This is a genomic window from Kineothrix alysoides (assembly GCF_000732725.1).
Taxonomy (GTDB): domain Bacteria; phylum Bacillota; class Clostridia; order Lachnospirales; family Lachnospiraceae; genus Kineothrix; species Kineothrix alysoides.
The window spans coordinates 884,361-901,653 of record NZ_JPNB01000001.1 but is presented as its reverse complement, the minus strand read 5'-3'; the positions used below and the strand labels follow the sequence as shown (position 1 = coordinate 901,653).

Genomic DNA, 17,293 nt, shown 5'->3' with positions numbered 1-17,293 from the left:
TATTATAATGCAGATTGGTGTAGTTATGGAGGATATAGTTGTACGGACTACTGATGATAATACTGTATAGGGGATATTCTTAATTTTCCTGAGCTTTAAGTTCGTCAAACCGTTTTATAAAAATGGAATTTCTGAATGCATAAAAAAACTACTAATCCAAAATTAATATTAGTAGTTACCTATACATATACAATTTTTCCTTCAGACAAATTTATTTCAATATAGAGAGAAATAATGGTACGTTCTAACTGATAAGCAAGAAGTTTAAAAAATAGCTTTTATATTCTTTTCCTGCATCGGATAAATAATTTTCTTTTTTCTTATGATTATTCTTTTCCCTGCACATACTAATCAGAAAACAGGAGGTCACTCATATGAAAGCAACCGATAAAGATAAACCCATCTCTACCGTACCCTCCGGCACTTGGGAGGCCACACCATCCAAACAACATTTTAAGAAACCAGGTTCTTTAACAACCGATCTGCAAAACAACGGTTATCCGGCAGAACCATTTCCGGGGACTGAATCCCCCGGAAACAAACCGAGAGAAGATTAAATCTCTCGGTACATAATCCGCCTCTCCCGCCGCACTGTGCGGCTTGCGCTTATTAACATTTTTCGCATAGTTCGATACATTACACTAATCTATATTTTCCATCTTATTACCCCTGAACGCTATTCGATATCCACATACTCAATTATTTTATCCTTAAATAATAATCCATCCAAATGGTCGGTTTCATGACAAAGACACTTTGCAAGTTCGTCATAAGCCTCAATAGTAATAGCTTTCCCGTTTTCGTCAAGCGCCTTGAGCAATACTCTTTTTGGCCTCAGTACTTTACCCCATATACCAGGATAGCTCAAGCAACCCTCAATAACAAGTTGATCTCCTTCGGATTCAACAATTTGAGGATTCACCAACTTTAATAAACCTTGTCCCATATCAGCAACAACTAAGCGGCGCAATATTCCAACTTGACACGCGGCTAAGCCGCCTCCATTTTGTGTATTATACATTGTCTCTGCCATATCATTAAGGATTTCCCTAATATGGTCATCAACCTTATCCACAGGTTTGCTTATCTTATGTAAAAATTGATCATCAAACGTTCTAATCTCTCTGAGTGCCATATGCATACCTCCTGCTTATATCTGCACGGGATTTTCGCTCGCTTTCTTCAAATATAAAAACGCTTTCAATCGGTTCATTGAAAACTTGGGCGATATCATACGCAAGCCATATGGAAGGCTCATTTTTTTCTGTTTCAATTGCGTTGATAGCCTGTCTTGATGTTCCGACTTTTTCACCCAACTGTTCTTGTGTCATACCTAACGCCTCTCGTAATTGTCGAACTTTATTTTTCATTATATTTGTTCACCTCCCGACATGTCATGTTAACCTTACAATCGAATACTAGCATATTAATTTTTTATTGTCAACCTAACCTTACATATGGCGAAGCCTTGCCTTCTACTGGTTGCCTTTGGTTCTTAGATATAATACATAATAAAAGAAACCATACGCATAACTAGTACGGTCATCTCTACTTTTCCGACTTTAAAAAACCTCCATCAATCTATGCGATAAGCACAGGAATCTTTTTTGATATTTTTTGTATGACAGATGAAAGTGATGTTTTATAATGCCATAAGGTGGTATAACCTGCATGATAATTCAGGCACTAAAATAAGCATATATACTAACCATTTCAGTCAGCATATGCTTATTTGGATGTATTGAATGTAATTAACTAAGTATGACTTTTGTACCCCGATTTTTAATTAAGCCACACTAAACTGCAACACTCTACGCTAAGAAAAAGTACTTATAAGTCCCCTTCCCCCACTAAATCATATATATAAACGGCATTTCCTACAAATCATACGGCGTAACCTGATATACATAATAAGACGTGCAAACGTGTGTTCATTTGGATTTGTGAGGGCTTGTAGAATCTAGGTATGTTGGGTAGCAACACCAATCTCTTTGAATTTAACTCCAATTTTGGCACCTGGAGAATTTTGAGAGAGTTATTGGCTCTCTCAGGTACCAACTGAACTTAGATAAACGATATTATCTTTCTCTTTATCTGACTCTTGGAATTTTTCAAATCGTTCATGGATAGTAGCATCTGAAACATCCAGTGTATTATCTAAAACCTTTTCCAGTTTTATCATTTCTTCCTGTGAATGTTCCTTTAGCACATGCGTATATAAGTCCATGGTCATCTGTAAGGTGACATGTCCCAAATACTGCTGTACTGTCTTTGGTTTGATGCCTGCCTCAAAGCATCTGGTAGCAAAGGTATGTCGGAAACAATGGGGACTGAAATATTCAATTTTCTCCAGCTCGTCCCTACATAAGTTTACGTTTTCTAGGACTGCCTTAATGGCATCAGAATAAGTCTGGGTATTAATTGGTGTTCCAAATTTGGTGGTAAAGATAAGTTCCTCAAATCCTACAATAGGCTTGGCCGTGGTTCTGCCCATAACAACATTTCGCTGCATGAGCTGCTTTTTTAGTGCCAATGCACATTGTTGATTCATTGGAATTTCTCTTTTACTTGATTTGGTCTTAGGATCATCAAAATGAAAGGTCTTCTTTTCATCCCCTTCAAAAGTCTGATAGACGAGGGTTTTGTTTACACGGATAAGAGAATCTTTAAAATCAACATCCTTTAGGGTTAACGCACATACCTCGCCAGGTCTTAGTCCTGTAGATACGGCAACCACAAAAAGATTATCATAAAACGTTCCCTTGGAACACTCGAAAAAACTTGCCTGTTCTTCTGGTGTTAGTACCCTTGGTTCTTTCTTATCATGTGCGCCTAGTTTAATTCCTTTTGCTGGATTCTTATAAAGCATGTCGTTAATCATAGCTTTGTCAAACATATCCTGTAACAGAATCCGCACTTTATTCCGGCTCTCAAACTGTAATCCTTTTGCATCCATCTTTTTCAAGAGCTGCAAAATCTGTAATTGTGTAATGTCCAGCAGTTTCATTTTTCCTAGAACTGGTGAAATGTGCATCCGATAGATTTCCATATAACGTCGTTTGGTGTTGGCACAAATGGTATTTTCCTTGTAGTGCTCCATCCATGTCTTGAACCATTTATCTAAGGTAATTGACGTTTTACACAGATTCATATGATTGGTATCTTCATAAATTGCTGTGTTTAATAACGTCTTCAATTCCTTTAGATCACGGCTTTTTACTTCCTGTCGTTGTCCAAATCGATTGGTAAACCGACCAACGTATCTTCCATCTTTTCTCTGCATAATTCCTGTGCCCAGTTCCTTGCCATTTAAATCTTTTCCCATATACAGGCTCCTTTCATAAACGAAAACAACCTGCGTTATAGGAATCGTAAATACATAGCAATGTATGGACTTATTATACTATAAAACAGGCTGGTTGGATTGAATTATTTGATTTTTTATTATTTGTCATGTTCATAGGCTAATTCCCGCTATTCCGGTCAAGCCATTTGTCTAATAGCTTCTTGTTGGCGTAATAACGGTTGCCAATCTTAAAGGTAAATGTGCTTGATGGGTCTTTCAATAATTCTCTTGCTTTGGTTTTGCCTATACCTAAGTATGAGCAGAACTCTTCTAGGTTGAGTAGGGCTTTTTCGGATTGTTGGTTCATGGTGACCTCCTTTTTAAATTTTAGGGCAGAAAAATAGCCCCATGTTATGGGGCTTAGTTCATTATCTATTAAGGTTGTTGAATCAGATTTACTAAATATTTTCCGAAACATACCCGACCTATATTATATCAATTCCTCTTTAGCTAACCCATGTTCGGTATACTTCATTTGATATAAAGCTATATCATTCTCTCTACAACTTTCTTCTGCATATTTTTTATACTCCATATATCCAGGTTCTTCAATACTTTCTGCTCCAAGATATATAGCCTTAATCGATTTTCGAAAGTCTTTTTTATCACTATGATTTATATCAAAATACGACTTCCATCGATTTTTAGTAACGATGACTCTCCATTCGTTCTCATTCTGATATGACACTGGCTTAAACAAGGTAAACTTTTGTCCATTACAAACCACCTTGTACAAATAGGATTCATGATTACTATGACAATATCTATTCAAATTCATCATCACATCTGTAAAGTCAAATTTTTCATCACAATAGTTTATTTTTAAAAAAACCATTGGATCTGGAAAAAACATTTCTTCTGACACTTTATACTCCATACAAAATCCTTTATGATCATCTCTAAAATATGGATTACTCCACATCTCTAATTCATTGGGTGAAGTCGATGTAAAGCAACCAATTCTTATATTATTACGAATTTCATTTTTATGATTTTCAACTTGTGAAACTAAATCAGCGTGATTGTCTTTCAAAAAATTTCTTGTTCTTTCAACATCATTACAACCATTAAGTCTTGCAATATCATCTAATAGAATATCTGTATCGTATGTTACGCAACAATCATTTATATCGTTTTGATTAAAAAATGCTGGCTTTGAAAAAAAATAACACCATCCATTGATTCTTGCCAAATCTTTTTTTTATCTCCGTCAGTCGATGCATTGTCAAATCTTCTATATTTAAACACCGTTTGTGACATCTCAATACGTTTCATAATTTCAAGTAATTTCATATTATTACACTTTAATAATTCCATATAATTACTACTCTTCATCAAACCACCTCCCGTAATATTCCACTTCTTATGTTTGAAAATACCACCACTCCCACATGTGGGGAGTTGGTGAACATATCAGTCCAAGTTCCAATCATCTACAATAAATAGTCATCATTTTTTTACACAATTCACTTATGTCACTTGGAATTTGTAATATTTTTCAATATTTTTTTTATTTCATCATTTCTTGTGTTGATTTCTTTGACAATATTGTTCACAAAAGCCAAATAATCATCAAGAGATTTATATTCAAAGATTTCAAAGATACTTTTTATTTTATTTGGTGAATTTGTATCTGCAATAACACCAAATCGACTCAACGCTACATCCGTGATTTCTTTTTTTAGTATATTTTTAAGATACACCTTTTCCATTTCGTAGAATTCACAAAAAAATATATCCGGTATATCATAGCAATATGCACCATTTATAAAGCATCTACCTTTAAATTCATTACCACCTGGCCATATAGGAATAACATTACCAATTGTGTTATATATTTTGGCAAATTCCTTAATTATTTGAGAATCTATTAAAACCTTAATTGCCTTATCGTTGTACAACTTAAGTTCTTGAAGATTCTTATGCGTAGCTAGCCACTTTCTATTACCGCGCAGTCGTATGCGCTTATCATTTCCTATTTCATATTTATTTTTCTCCTGAATATAAAGCCCCAACGCTATTATATTACAAAACGAATATAAAACATCAGTATGTTCACCCCATTCAAGTTTTTGAATCACATCAGAATTACTCTTTTCTACTGAACTATATTTTCCATCAATGATTAATTCTGGTGTTAATATTTCCTTCTCTTTTTTCACATTACACCCTCACCAAATTCATTTTTTATTCAAATCTACAGCTCTAAATCAAGTTTATTTTTTATTTCATCTGGTGCTAACGATTTTACTGCCGAAATTGCACACGCAGAAAATTCAGCATTTCTATTAACCATTTCGCCTAATCTTCTTAGGCATACTCCCTCTGAAATATCTGTCGCCTCATATTCTACCAATGTTTTTTCTACTTCATTCCACACTTTAATACGTTTTGATTTAATATCAGTATGTACTAAATTATATAATTCGCTACTTACCTTAACTCTTTCCTCATTAAATTGGTCCGTAGATGTACATTCAATTTCATTTCCCATAAAGGATATTAACTCCACATCTTCTCTATCACAAGGATCTAATAGGAAAGGTATCTCAACTTCTTGTCCACTCTCAGTTAATAAAGGACTTTCATTTTTAAGAGGAAACCATTCTCTTTTTCCACCATCTCCTCGTGCCCGATTCGAAAAAGTACAACTTGCACGATAATTTAATACATCATTTTTTAACCAATAATATCCACAATCACTTAATTCACTATTATAATAATAGTCCTTATACTGTTTTATTGCCGATTTAGGTCTAAAATGGTCAATATCAATATCGAAACCAGCAAAACTAACTTCTGTGTACCAACATTTAGAATAAAAATAATTTTTGAAGTCTTCTTTCAATATTGCATTCTTCCAAAGTTCTGCGCCCTCTCCCCATTTGTCGCGTTGCTCTAAAAGTTTCTCTAAGTTAATATATCTCATCGTATTTCCTCATATAAAGTAGATATAATTTCTTTAATTTTTCGTCGACGTTCTTCTATCTGATCAAATTCAAGATACTCTTTATTGTAAAATTCACTCTGTCTGAACACACTCATAAAATCATCATACAGAAAGTCAATCGTGTTATTAGAAACAGGAAGTGCTCCGATTTCTTTTGTCAGTGTTTTTAGCTTGATTTTCTCTTCATCGGTTATCTCTTTATTGATAAGCTTGATGTATAGGCGCTGTCTTTCTTGATATTTATCAGAAGTTTTTTGGTCGTATGAAGTTTTAAGCCTATAATATTCACTTTGCAAAAGTCCATCTATACCCATTCCCATCGTGTCATTATTCGGATCAAAAACTTGGATATTTGATTCATTATTTTTACCAAAAATTTTTATATCTTCTTTTGGCATGCCATTAATAACGAGTGGGTCATGTGTAGCAAGTATAATTTGTGTGTTTACAGCTCCTGATACAGCCTTTTGAACATAATCCCTAATGTAATATTTCCACTTAGGATTCATATGTGCATCTGGCTCATCTAGAAGTACTAAACACTCTTCATTTTTACAAATGCTTAACATGCCAAATATTTTAATTAATTGTAATTGTCCTTCGCTAAAATCCATAATATCGACACCGTTGATTGTAACCTTAACTTTTGCATCAAATAATGCTGATATCCTTTCCAAAAAATTATATATTAGACTTTGAGGTGCATTAAATAAACTAGTATCATCTATTGATATTAAAAATTTGTCATTAAGCGAAGTTTTTGATGTGTTGTGATAAAAATCATCCATAAATTTTTCTTTGTTTTCAAAATTATCCATAACAAAAGATATAACACTAAGAACCTTTTTTAAGTGTCTCTCAGAACTATCATCTGCAAGATTTTTCCACTTTTTCACATTCAATTCTATTTTGATTTTAAGGTTTTCACTTATTATAAGCTCATCTTTTAAGAAATTCTTACATGAACTATCTATTCCGCATAATAATGATATTAAATATATTGGAACTAAATCATCCTTGCAGTGAATAAATCTCTTATCATACCTTGAATAAGAAGAATGACCTCTTTCATTCTCTACTGGGCGTTCTGAATAAATAAATTTAAGATGATTAATTACATCTTCACGCCATGATTTAGCATATGATTTTTCTAAAGTGTCCACAATAGATGAAAACTTATTATTCACTCCGGAATAAAATGTCACTATACGCAAAGGAACAATTCTTAGCTGTTCATTTTTTAATTTTTTCTTAATTACATTTAGGGAACCCGATTCATCAAAAATAACTTGGCTATTTTCTAACACTTTTACTTCATAATTTTTACTAATGCATACCATGTTTACTCGTTTTGCTGCATGAATATATATAATTTCAAAGTCAAAACGATATTCATTTGATACTTTGCCAGAATAAAATGCTCCAAAAATCCTTAGGATAACCTCCAATACCGTAGATTTTCCAGCACCATTTTCTCCGATTAGTACAACCAAACTATCCCCTGTTTCACGAGCATTAAAGTGAATTTCAAAGTCCTTTAGTGCTTTAAAACCATTGATTTTTAAATATTGAATTTGCATTATAATACCACCTTATTTAGCAGAATAAAGATCTTCTTTTTTGTTTATCAGCCCTTTTTCATATAAAATCGTAATTACTTCCATAGCATCAAGATGTTTTGATGAAGAAATACATGATAAAATTTGATTTAAAGTGGAATTCTGATTTTCTAATATAACCCTATAAATCTGTTCCTCTAAGTCCGTCTTAAATTGCTTTGAAATGCTATTTGGAATAGTAATCTGTTTTTTATTAGGCTTTTGTTCTTCTATATTTTCTTTAGACAACATTTCCTTAAGATGCTGCAATGCACTTTCTTCCTCTGGATTATTTGTGCCAAGTTCACCACGGAAAGCTCTGGCAAGAATCGCTTTTTTTATTAGGTCTATTTTTTCTATGACGCAAGTAAGCTCTTTTGCTTGTTGTTCATTTTCAAAAATGCTGTCAAGAATACGGACAATTTCGGTTTGTTCTGGTAAAGACGGAAGATATAAGGAGTATTCTTCCATAAACGATTTTGGAACACGTTGTTGACCAACTGCACCAGTCATAACTGTTTTCGCTTCATCTCTAAATTTCTTCCATCTTACTAAATGATAAATATATCTGTTAAATGTATTTTCATTACTCCTAAGTACATGAAATTCAGTCGAACCAAACCCTAAATTATTTTCTAAATTTCCGACTACAGCTGATTTACCATTTTCCATACATGGTGTTATTTTGGCAAATAAAACATCATCTGTACAAAAATTTGTATATCCTTTTTTTACCTTTTGTAATCTTTCACTAATTGGCTCTGTAATTTCTCCAAGTATTTCAGAAACAGATGGCATTGGTACAAAGGTTACTATTGTAGTGTCATCCATTTTTTTGATATCCACTCTCTTAGGGTTAACTTGACAAGCTTTACCTAATTTAGTTTTTTCCCAACTATCCAAATCAATATTGTTATCTTTTCGCCATTTTTTAGTAAGTTCACCTGTGAATGCCATGTGTAAAATAGTTGTTTTTCGTTTTTCAAAACTGTCAAGTGCAACTTGTGCCTTTTCTTTTGCTTCGTCAAGTTTAAAAAACAGACTTTGAATACGGCCAACAATACGTTGCTGTTCATCAAGTGGTGGCAGTGGTACTTCTATGGTACATAACTGTTTCTGATTTATACTGACTTGATTAACTGCCATATTTATACGTTCAATCACAGATTGTTTATATTGAAATGATTGAGAAAATAGTTGAAATAATTTTGGATCAAACAGATTATTAAATCTCAAGCGAAGAAGATTCATACCATGAACTAAAGGCAACATATCTTCTGTTATAAATGCGGTCTTTCCAACATGTTCTGCACTGTTAATATGGCTTAATGCTATATCACCTTTTTTATACCAATCAGAATCTTTTATTTTCGAGTCATCCACAATTACACCAAGTCTATTAAAATCTATTGTTTGTTGTTGTAATGATTCAATTCGAGTTACATTAAATCCCTCTAAAGCTTTATCTTGCTTAATCGTTGTTCCATTCTTTACCTCTGTAAGTAATTCACCTAACCTTATCCAGAGCCAATTATTTGGCACTTGATAAGGTTGTTCCCAATCTGCCACAAGTGCTTTATCTAATCCTTCGTCTAAAGTAAGACTCTCTTTTTTCTTTGCCATCAGAATTCACCACCTAAACTTTTCAGTTCTTTCACTACGCTCATAATTAAGTCAACTGCTTCTTCGAGCTGTGCAATTACTTCTTCCCCACTTTCAATAGGATCTTGTAAATCCTCGTAATCCAAAATACTGTCATCACGAATTAAGCCTAAATCAAGGCTGTTATTTTTATTTGCTATTTCTTCACGCATAAATACAGATAAACGTTCGTCTTTCACTGTAGTTCTATTTATCGCTTCATAAGCTTTAATAAAATTAGCAAAATGCTCTTCTTTCAGTGGTGTTGTCTTGCCAAAAGAAGGCATATTGGTACGCATGTCATAAAACCATACTTCTTTCGTATTATCTTCATTGGTTTTCCCACGAGTAAAAAACAGGACATTTGTTTTTACTCCCTGCGCATAAAAAATCCCTGTAGGTAATCGTAAAATAGTATGCAAGTTGCATTTATTCATTAAATCTTCACGGATTTTTGCACCGTCACCATCTGCAAAAAGTACATTATCAGGCAATACAACTGCTGCACGGGCTTTACCATCTTGCTTTAAGCTACGATAAATATGTTGTAAAAAGTTTAACTGCTTGTTTGATGTTGGGTAGGTAAGATCATCACGTGTAGTGCGTTCGCCTCCTTGCTTAGTGCCAAAAGGTGGATTTGTCAGTACCAAGTCAAAACCATGCATACTCTTTCCTTGATTGGATAGTGTATCTGCAAGCTTAATATCACTATCTATGCCATGGATCATTGCATTCATCATAGCGAGGCGGTGCGTATCTGCAACAAGCTCACAACCAGTAAATGCGTTATGCTTTTGAAAACTATATTGTATATCAGATAAAGCGAACATGTCATTATGCTCTTTCACATAGCGGTCAGCTGCTATCATAAATCCAAATGTACCACAAGCAGGGTCATTGCATAGTTCACCCACTTCTGGCTTTGTTAGTTTTACCATAATATCGATTAACACACGAGGGGTGAAATATTGCCCTGCACCTGATTTCTTTTCATTTGCATTTTTTTCCAGCAACCCTTCATAAAGATCCCCAAAACCATCTTTGTCTACACTGTACCAGTCGAGACTGTCAATATTCTTGATAATCTTCTCAAGATTTTTTGGCTCATCAATATTACTTCTTGCCTCACGATAAATATCTCGAATATGTCCTGTACAGTGTTCGCCAAGCAAACGGAGCATGGTATTGTAGTATTTCTTTAATTCAATTCCATCCTTTGAAACAAGAGTTTCCCATGAATAATCTACAACGATTTCTTTTTCTGCAAGTGCACCTTGTTCTTCTTTTGTCAGCTTTTCACCTTTATTTTGTTTTTCTTTTAGTTCTTCCAAACCTGTAATATTCTTAGCAATATCTTGTTCCTGCGCCGTTTCCTGCATCATTTTTAGAAATAAAATGTAGGTTAGCTCTGTAACATACTGGTGATAAGTTATACCATCATCACGAAGTACATTACAAAGATTCCATAGTTTTTGTACTATTTCTTGATTGCTCATTATGCTACTTTGCCTCCATCATCATAGAGATATTGATTTAACTCTGTGATGTAATCTTTTAATTTATTTTTAAATAGCTTATCAATACGGGTATACCCACCAAAATCATGGAATGCACCCAGATTAAATGTTTCTTCGTTTAACACGGTTTCTGTAAGCAGAAATTTTTCAATACGTTCCAGCCAATCTAATTCCATTTTGGAAAAATTATGAGCTAACTTTAATTTCGTCACTGCCTTTTGTATGCGCTCTTCATGGCCTAAAAGATCTGAACCTACTGCCTGTGATCGGATAAAACTGATAATATCAGCGGCAATATCTTGGTTTGTTGTTTCCTTCCATGCACTATTAAGCTGTGTCTCTGTAAAACCTTTACTATCAAGCTCTAATCTTAAGGACTTTAATGCTGCTCTTGTAAGCTCAGCAGGACGAGTACATACTAGCTTAAGTGCTTCTATTTTTTCAGCATTTTCTATAATAAATGCTTTGAATTCCTCTAAATAATCCTGCGGCTTTTGTCCCCTTCCATAGCCTCTGGTATGAGTTAATAACTTATCCTCTTTATCTGAAACAACTACAGCGCGTCGCGCATCTATGCCACCTTCATTCAACATATAAAAGAGTTCTTGTTTATTTAGTAATACGTTTTTACTTTCATTTGTTGACAGACTGTTTATGTGCGCTATAAACTCCAATGGATTTTTACCACCTGATAAATGCTCAAACTGTTCTTTTTCTCTTTCCGTCATTCGTTTTTGTTTCCTTCGAATTTTCGCTACAATCATGTCTATTTGATTTTGAACTTTAGCATCGGTATCAAGAGTTTCTAATCCTTTAATCAGATCCACAAACGTAGCATTTGCATTTGCAACAACAGGTTTCATTGTACTGACATCCTGTAGGGATTCGTACACACCAACGGGATCATAAATTTCAAAATGAGTTTTGCCTATTTTATCGCACAGACGTGTAGCACGACCCAGCATTTGCTCATATAGAATACGGGATTTTACGCGACGCATAAATACAAGTGTTGTAATTTCAGGCACATCAATACCGGTTGTTAGTAGATCAACTGTAACTGCAATATTGGGATATTGTTCATTCTTATAAGTACGAATAAGCTCCATTACGCGTTTTTTATCACCTGATTTACCTGTTATCTTCATTATGGCATTGTTGCTAATACCAAAGGGCTCATAAATTTCACGCAAAATGTTTACAATCATATCAGCATGATTATCATCCACAGCATAAATAAGGGTCTTACCCATTCCCGTTGGGTTTATATCATTTGCTATTTCTTCTAAAACCGTTCGATTAAAATTAGGCGTAATAACACGTTTATTAAACTGCTCTACATCGAATTTTAGTTCATCTACAAGCTCCGCACTATTCGTAATTTCGCCGGTAGCAGGATCATAAACAGGAACAATATCACCTTTTTCATATACTATACCGTCTTCACTTAGCTTGGTTGTCAAATTATGTGGTGCGTCATGGTCATTTAAATATCCTTCTACAACTGCTCTACGGTAGCTATATTCATAAACGGGCTTTCCAAAAATCTCACTTGTGTGTAATGCTGGAGTTGCCGTTAATGCTACCTTTACAGCATCGAAATATTCAATCACTGTACGATATTTGCTCACAAAGTCATCTTGGTTGCGATATAAGAGCTCATCTTCTCCGGCTTCCTTATCTAATATATAGCCTCTATGAGCCTCATCTACTATAATTAAATCATAGTCAGAAACGGCAGGCATTGTTTCCCCCGTATTATACATAATTCGTTTTACAAGACTTTGAACAGTAGCAATCTGTATTTTTGTTTCAGGGTCGATGTCTTTATCGTCCAAGTTCTTAATATTGTAGATTTCATCGAGAGTCATTACATCTTCAAGTTTTACCTCTTTGAAAACATCTTGTGCCTGTTCTCCTAAAGCTGTACGATCTACTAAAAATAATATTCTTCTAAAACGACCAGATTTTAAAAATCGGTAAATCATTCCAAGAATAGTACGTGTTTTTCCTGTACCTGTTGCCATAGAAAGTAATGCAGTTTTTGCCTCTTTCATAATAGCATCTTCAACAGCGCTTATTGCCTCTACTTGATAGTCTCTTAAATTTAGACCTTCTTTGTCTGTCAATAAATCTTTCGATGTATTCTGAAGATTATTATTTGCTGCTTCTATGTCCTTTTCAAGCCATTCCAAAATACCTTGCGGACTCACCCACCCACGTAAAGGCTTAGCAATATTACTTTCATCTCGCAAATCAAGGAACCATATTCCTGATTTTTCCTTATATTGTTCCAAATATTTTCGACCATTAGTAGCAAAAACAAATGGTACTTGATAAATATGCCATTTAGAAACAATATATGGAGTATGTTCTTCTCTCACACATTGTGCATAGTCTTTGGCTTGTACATCCAATACTGAAGGAATATCAACTATTGCCTTTTTTGCTTCAATAATAGCCACTATTTTTTCTCCTACAAACAGGGCATAATCTGCGTAACCTCTCGAACTGATTTTTGAATCAGTCGGCCACTCGGCAATTGCAATATTTTTACCTTTTTGTGGCCGTGTTCCTTTTGAGTATTTGAGATTATCAGTATCAGCTTCCCATCCAACTTGACGAAGTTGTTCATCAATAATATATCTAGTTTCTCTTTCTGAAAGGTTAATAAAAGAGGCTGCCTTATTTGCCTGCTGTCTTCTCGCATTGCTACTAACACTTTGTGCCGGAATAGATTCAATTTTATGCGTCAATTCCTGTATTAGCTGTTCTTTTTCTTTGATGATTGAATGATAGTTATCACTTTCTTCTGATGGAAGAACAAAAGCGACGGAATTAAAATCCCATTCTCCATAAGTCTGCATAAACCAGACAGAAAGTGTATATGCCATTTCGATTAGTGTTTTACACTTTTCAACATCTTCGAAATTTTGGTGTATTGCATCATTTCTAGTTACTCTAAGTGCGTAAAGGATGTCATCAATATTCTTAGGTATTAATCCTTCTTTTTTAAGAACACGTATACGATTAGCATGTGTATTCTCAACATCTGGTGGATCTATCCCATCTAGTTTTAACATCATATTTACAATAGTTTCGCCCATCATTCCTAACTTAATTAGGCATGAATTAGCATCCGAATATAGATATTTTTCAGCTAAAGCGCCAATTTGATATAGAATTGGAAATTTATCTTGTAAGAATTCAAAATTAGAGTTCATCTTTACCTCCCTCACATATTGTGTCATTCGTTTACTACTTATCTTCATATCTGTTCCTGCCATTTTTTCTCTTCTGCATACCACTCTCCAAAGAATTCTCTTTCCTGAATGGATGCTTCAAATACCGGTTGAAGAAACTCTTTTATTCGTTGTAGGATAACTTCAAATCCTGGTAACTGCACCCGTATAGATGGTTGAAACCGTGTCCATTGTGCTGATAAAAATGTATTTACTCCAAAAGCCGCAATTCGATCAAAAGTATTAGATTCATAAGGTGTTCCCCTATGCTGTATAGTCTGCCAGATAGCTTCCTGTAATTTACGTCCATCAAAATCAAACATACTGGATAAATAGTAAATGTCAAAAAAATCTTTCATCCGACTCGTGGCTTCCATACGTTTTAGGATGGCATCAAATTTTTCAGCTATGGTACTTTCCAGTGAATATGTATAGACTTCTGGTGCTTCAAAATCTGATAATCTTGTTTTAATCATTCTCTTAACTGCTTTTGGCACAATTACATCATCCATCCCTATATCAATTGAGAACGGTATTTTTACTTGCTTAATCCTTCCAATGAACTTAACGGATACTCCCTGATATTCCTTATCTGGTGTTATTGTGTCGGCATTTAATACCTCTATTGTAATATAGTCATTCGCTGTAGGAACAAGGCTTATTTCTTCCATAATACTTTGCACTTTACTGATATCATTTGAAAGTTGACGCATAAGAAAATCTATATCCTGTGTTGCCCTACTTTGAAATTCAGTAAGTGTATAAATGAACAATCCTCCCTTTAAAATAAAATTACTGCTGTATTGTGACAAGGATAACCGTCTTAAAAATTCCTCTTGGCAAAATAGCTGCAAACACATTTGATAGCTTAATCCTGTTTCCTTTGCTTGATTTTTCAAGCGCGCCAAAATTGACGCTGCTATATCTTTCATAGCCATACTCCTATCATCTTACGAACCTTATTCTCTGTTCGCAGTATCTTTGCATATTCCATCAGACGAGGAACATTTTTCTTAGGGTCTTTTATATATGCTTGGATTGCCTTATTGAAGACTTCAACATCCATCTTGTTTTCTTGTCTAAGACAGTCACAAATTACACGTTCTCTATTAAAAATTTTCAGTTCTGTATCTTCAATCTTTACCACTTCCACTCCGAGAGTCATTTGTTCCTCTGGAATGTAATGTGGTTTTACACTTGGATAATCAATATTGAATCTTGATTTTGTGGAATGCTTATCAACTGCTAGACACCATGCTGATGGAGTACGATCAGTATAGCCATAATATTGTAATGCACTTTCCATACAAATGACTGCATCAGGAAAAAGCCTGGTTATAACAGTTGCTTCACTATAAGCACGTTCATCCTGCCATTGGTAAAAACCGAATTTAATCTTCTCTACATATCCTTCATCGATCAGTTTTTTCAGAAAACGATTATATATTTTATTTTCAATAATTTCTTTCGATTTCATAATGCCATTATGGGCATTAAAAATTTGTTTTGCTGTTTGAATATCCATTCAAGCACCCTCTCTTAATTTGAGAAAACTTTTTTATAATTGCGGATAAATTCATATCAATTATTATATCCAAAATATTTTATCTTGTCAAAACAATTTATCCGCAAAATTACTTATTTGCGGATAAATTTAGCACAAATATAGCATCCACCTATATGGGTACATTTAAATATATTAATTATAAAGTGATGGCAAAAAGTGCTATCAAAATGGATCAAAGATAGTAAAAAGTGCACTCACCAAACAAAAGTGATAGTAAAAAATGCACTCACTTTTCTTTAGAAATAAATCTTATAAAAATCCATATAAAAAGTGATAGCAAAAAGTGCTATCATAATTTCCCTGTGATAGTATTTTGTGCACTCACTTTCCTAAAATGATAGTAAGAAGTGCTATCACTTCAATATTTTTAGGGGTTTAGGGGATTTTCCCCTAACTAGATTCATAAAAGACCGGAGCCGTCTCTTATGCGTATCTAGCAACAGACCCCCAAGGGCTTTGCTTAATACATACACCCAAATTTGTTCCAATTAAAGCACCTTATCATTGTGCCTAAATCATTTATCAGTACTAATTAAATTTACTTTACCCGTCATTTTCTCATCCATGTCTCCTTGCCTTGCAAACAATACACTCCCCACCTACATGGCTAGATACGCATTGGAGACGTCTCCGCCCCAAATGCCTCTAGTTAGGGGCTCTCCCCCTAAAACCCCTGATATTTTATGTTTCCCATGGAAATTCCCCATAAATCGGTACTTATCATTTGGAAATTCCCCATGGAAAGCTCATTTCCCCCTCATATTTCCCCATGGGCATAATGTGTAAAAAATTGATCTTAAAATCCTCAGATTATTGTACCCTCGGAAATTCCCTATGGATTGATGGTTTTCATTGGAAATTCCCTAGCAAAAGTTCATTTCCCCATGGAAATTCCATGGGGAAAATATTAAGCCAAAATCAATTTCATCTTCTCCTAATTACCACAAACTATCATCATCCATAGCATCCACCCACACCTGCATTTCCTCATCCAGTGCCAGCCTAACATATTCCAGTGGATCATCAATTGCCAATGCATCCAGCCTCCCTTGTGAATTCATTGTGGTCTTAATTCCATCTTCCCATTTCCCACAATCTAGCCCTAATACATATCCAGCTTCATATACCGTCACATCAACATAATTTTTCTGTTCGTTATACCTTGCATATATTCCATTCATTTTAATTACTCTTTCCTATGACAACTAAGTCAAAATAATATAATCAAATTCCCACTCCTCCATCTACAGATAAAAAAAAAATCAAAAAGCAGCATGCCAAAATTGCCCTTAACCGACAATTTCAAAACACACTGCTTTCACATACATTACATGTACCGATTCCCATATCACAGATTATCTTCCACAATCATTTCATTGTTACAATTCATTTAATTTTTACACATTACAGTCAAAAGACCTGACACCATTTG

Annotated in this window: 16 protein-coding genes; 1 reads left to right on the top strand and 15 read right to left on the bottom strand. The window is 34.3% G+C overall.

The window, feature by feature from the left end:
* The first annotated feature begins 374 nt into the window (after positions 1-374).
* Complete coding sequence (locus CC90_RS0104320; RefSeq protein WP_031389594.1) at positions 375-557, top strand: hypothetical protein; 183 nt, start codon at positions 375-377, stop codon at positions 555-557.
* 119 nt (positions 558-676) lie between these two features.
* Here the strand turns inward: CC90_RS0104320 and def are convergent, their stop codons facing one another.
* The 15 genes from def to CC90_RS0104245 form a co-directional block, all read right to left on the bottom strand.
* Positions 677-1,135 carry a peptide deformylase gene (gene def, locus CC90_RS0104315; RefSeq protein ID WP_031389593.1) on the bottom strand — a complete coding sequence of 153 codons (459 nt, stop codon included), beginning with the start codon at positions 1,133-1,135 and terminating at the stop codon, positions 677-679.
* Entirely contained in the window at positions 1,116-1,370 is a 255-nt protein-coding gene (locus tag CC90_RS0104310; RefSeq protein WP_031389592.1) for a helix-turn-helix transcriptional regulator, read from the bottom strand. The genes def and CC90_RS0104310 overlap by 20 nt, the downstream gene beginning before the upstream one ends.
* Positions 1,371-2,047: 677 nt before the next feature.
* The gene (locus CC90_RS0104305; protein ID WP_031389591.1) at positions 2,048-3,325 is read right to left on the bottom strand and encodes a tyrosine-type recombinase/integrase; all 1,278 of its coding nucleotides are present in this window, start codon (positions 3,323-3,325) and stop codon (positions 2,048-2,050) included.
* A gap of 139 nt (positions 3,326-3,464) precedes the next feature.
* Positions 3,465-3,653, bottom strand: coding sequence for a helix-turn-helix domain-containing protein (locus CC90_RS0104300; RefSeq protein ID WP_031389590.1), 189 nt, complete (start codon positions 3,651-3,653; stop codon positions 3,465-3,467).
* 123 nt (positions 3,654-3,776) lie between these two features.
* Positions 3,777-4,538, bottom strand: coding sequence for a DUF2971 domain-containing protein (locus CC90_RS0104295; protein ID WP_132038499.1), 762 nt, complete (start codon positions 4,536-4,538; stop codon positions 3,777-3,779).
* Positions 4,472-4,681, bottom strand: coding sequence for a hypothetical protein (locus CC90_RS0104290; RefSeq protein WP_031389588.1), 210 nt, complete (start codon positions 4,679-4,681; stop codon positions 4,472-4,474). Before CC90_RS0104290 ends, CC90_RS0104295 begins: the two co-directional genes overlap by 67 nt.
* A gap of 140 nt (positions 4,682-4,821) precedes the next feature.
* On the bottom strand, positions 4,822-5,508 hold the full coding sequence (locus CC90_RS0104285) for a hypothetical protein (RefSeq protein ID WP_031389587.1): 687 nt from the start codon (positions 5,506-5,508) through the stop codon (positions 4,822-4,824).
* Positions 5,509-5,543: 35 nt separating this feature from the next.
* The gene (locus CC90_RS0104280; protein WP_031389586.1) at positions 5,544-6,275 is read right to left on the bottom strand and encodes a hypothetical protein; all 732 of its coding nucleotides are present in this window, start codon (positions 6,273-6,275) and stop codon (positions 5,544-5,546) included.
* A complete protein-coding gene (locus CC90_RS0104275; RefSeq protein WP_031389585.1) occupies positions 6,272-7,876 on the bottom strand; it encodes an AAA family ATPase in 1,605 nt (534 codons plus the stop codon). The genes CC90_RS0104280 and CC90_RS0104275 overlap by 4 nt, the downstream gene beginning before the upstream one ends.
* Before the next feature lie 12 nt (positions 7,877-7,888).
* Positions 7,889-9,517 (bottom strand): restriction endonuclease subunit S, encoded by a 1,629-nt coding sequence (locus tag CC90_RS0104270; protein ID WP_081905866.1) that lies wholly within the window; start codon positions 9,515-9,517, stop codon positions 7,889-7,891.
* Entirely contained in the window at positions 9,517-11,031 is a 1,515-nt protein-coding gene (locus tag CC90_RS0104265; RefSeq protein WP_031389583.1) for a class I SAM-dependent DNA methyltransferase, read from the bottom strand. Before CC90_RS0104265 ends, CC90_RS0104270 begins: the two co-directional genes overlap by 1 nt.
* On the bottom strand, positions 11,031-14,339 hold the full coding sequence (hsdR, locus tag CC90_RS0104260) for a type I restriction-modification system endonuclease (protein ID WP_330373184.1): 3,309 nt from the start codon (positions 14,337-14,339) through the stop codon (positions 11,031-11,033). The genes CC90_RS0104265 and hsdR overlap by 1 nt, the downstream gene beginning before the upstream one ends.
* The gene (locus CC90_RS0104255) at positions 14,321-15,226 is read right to left on the bottom strand and encodes a nucleotidyl transferase AbiEii/AbiGii toxin family protein (protein ID WP_031389581.1); all 906 of its coding nucleotides are present in this window, start codon (positions 15,224-15,226) and stop codon (positions 14,321-14,323) included. Before CC90_RS0104255 ends, hsdR begins: the two co-directional genes overlap by 19 nt.
* The gene (locus tag CC90_RS0104250) at positions 15,223-15,819 is read right to left on the bottom strand and encodes a type IV toxin-antitoxin system AbiEi family antitoxin domain-containing protein (RefSeq protein WP_031389580.1); all 597 of its coding nucleotides are present in this window, start codon (positions 15,817-15,819) and stop codon (positions 15,223-15,225) included. The genes CC90_RS0104255 and CC90_RS0104250 overlap by 4 nt, the downstream gene beginning before the upstream one ends.
* Positions 15,820-16,799: 980 nt before the next feature.
* Positions 16,800-17,042: a DUF6061 family protein gene (locus CC90_RS0104245; protein WP_031389579.1), complete on the bottom strand. Its 243-nt coding sequence runs from the start codon at positions 17,040-17,042 to the stop codon at positions 16,800-16,802.
* Between the last annotated feature and the right edge of the window lie 251 nt (positions 17,043-17,293).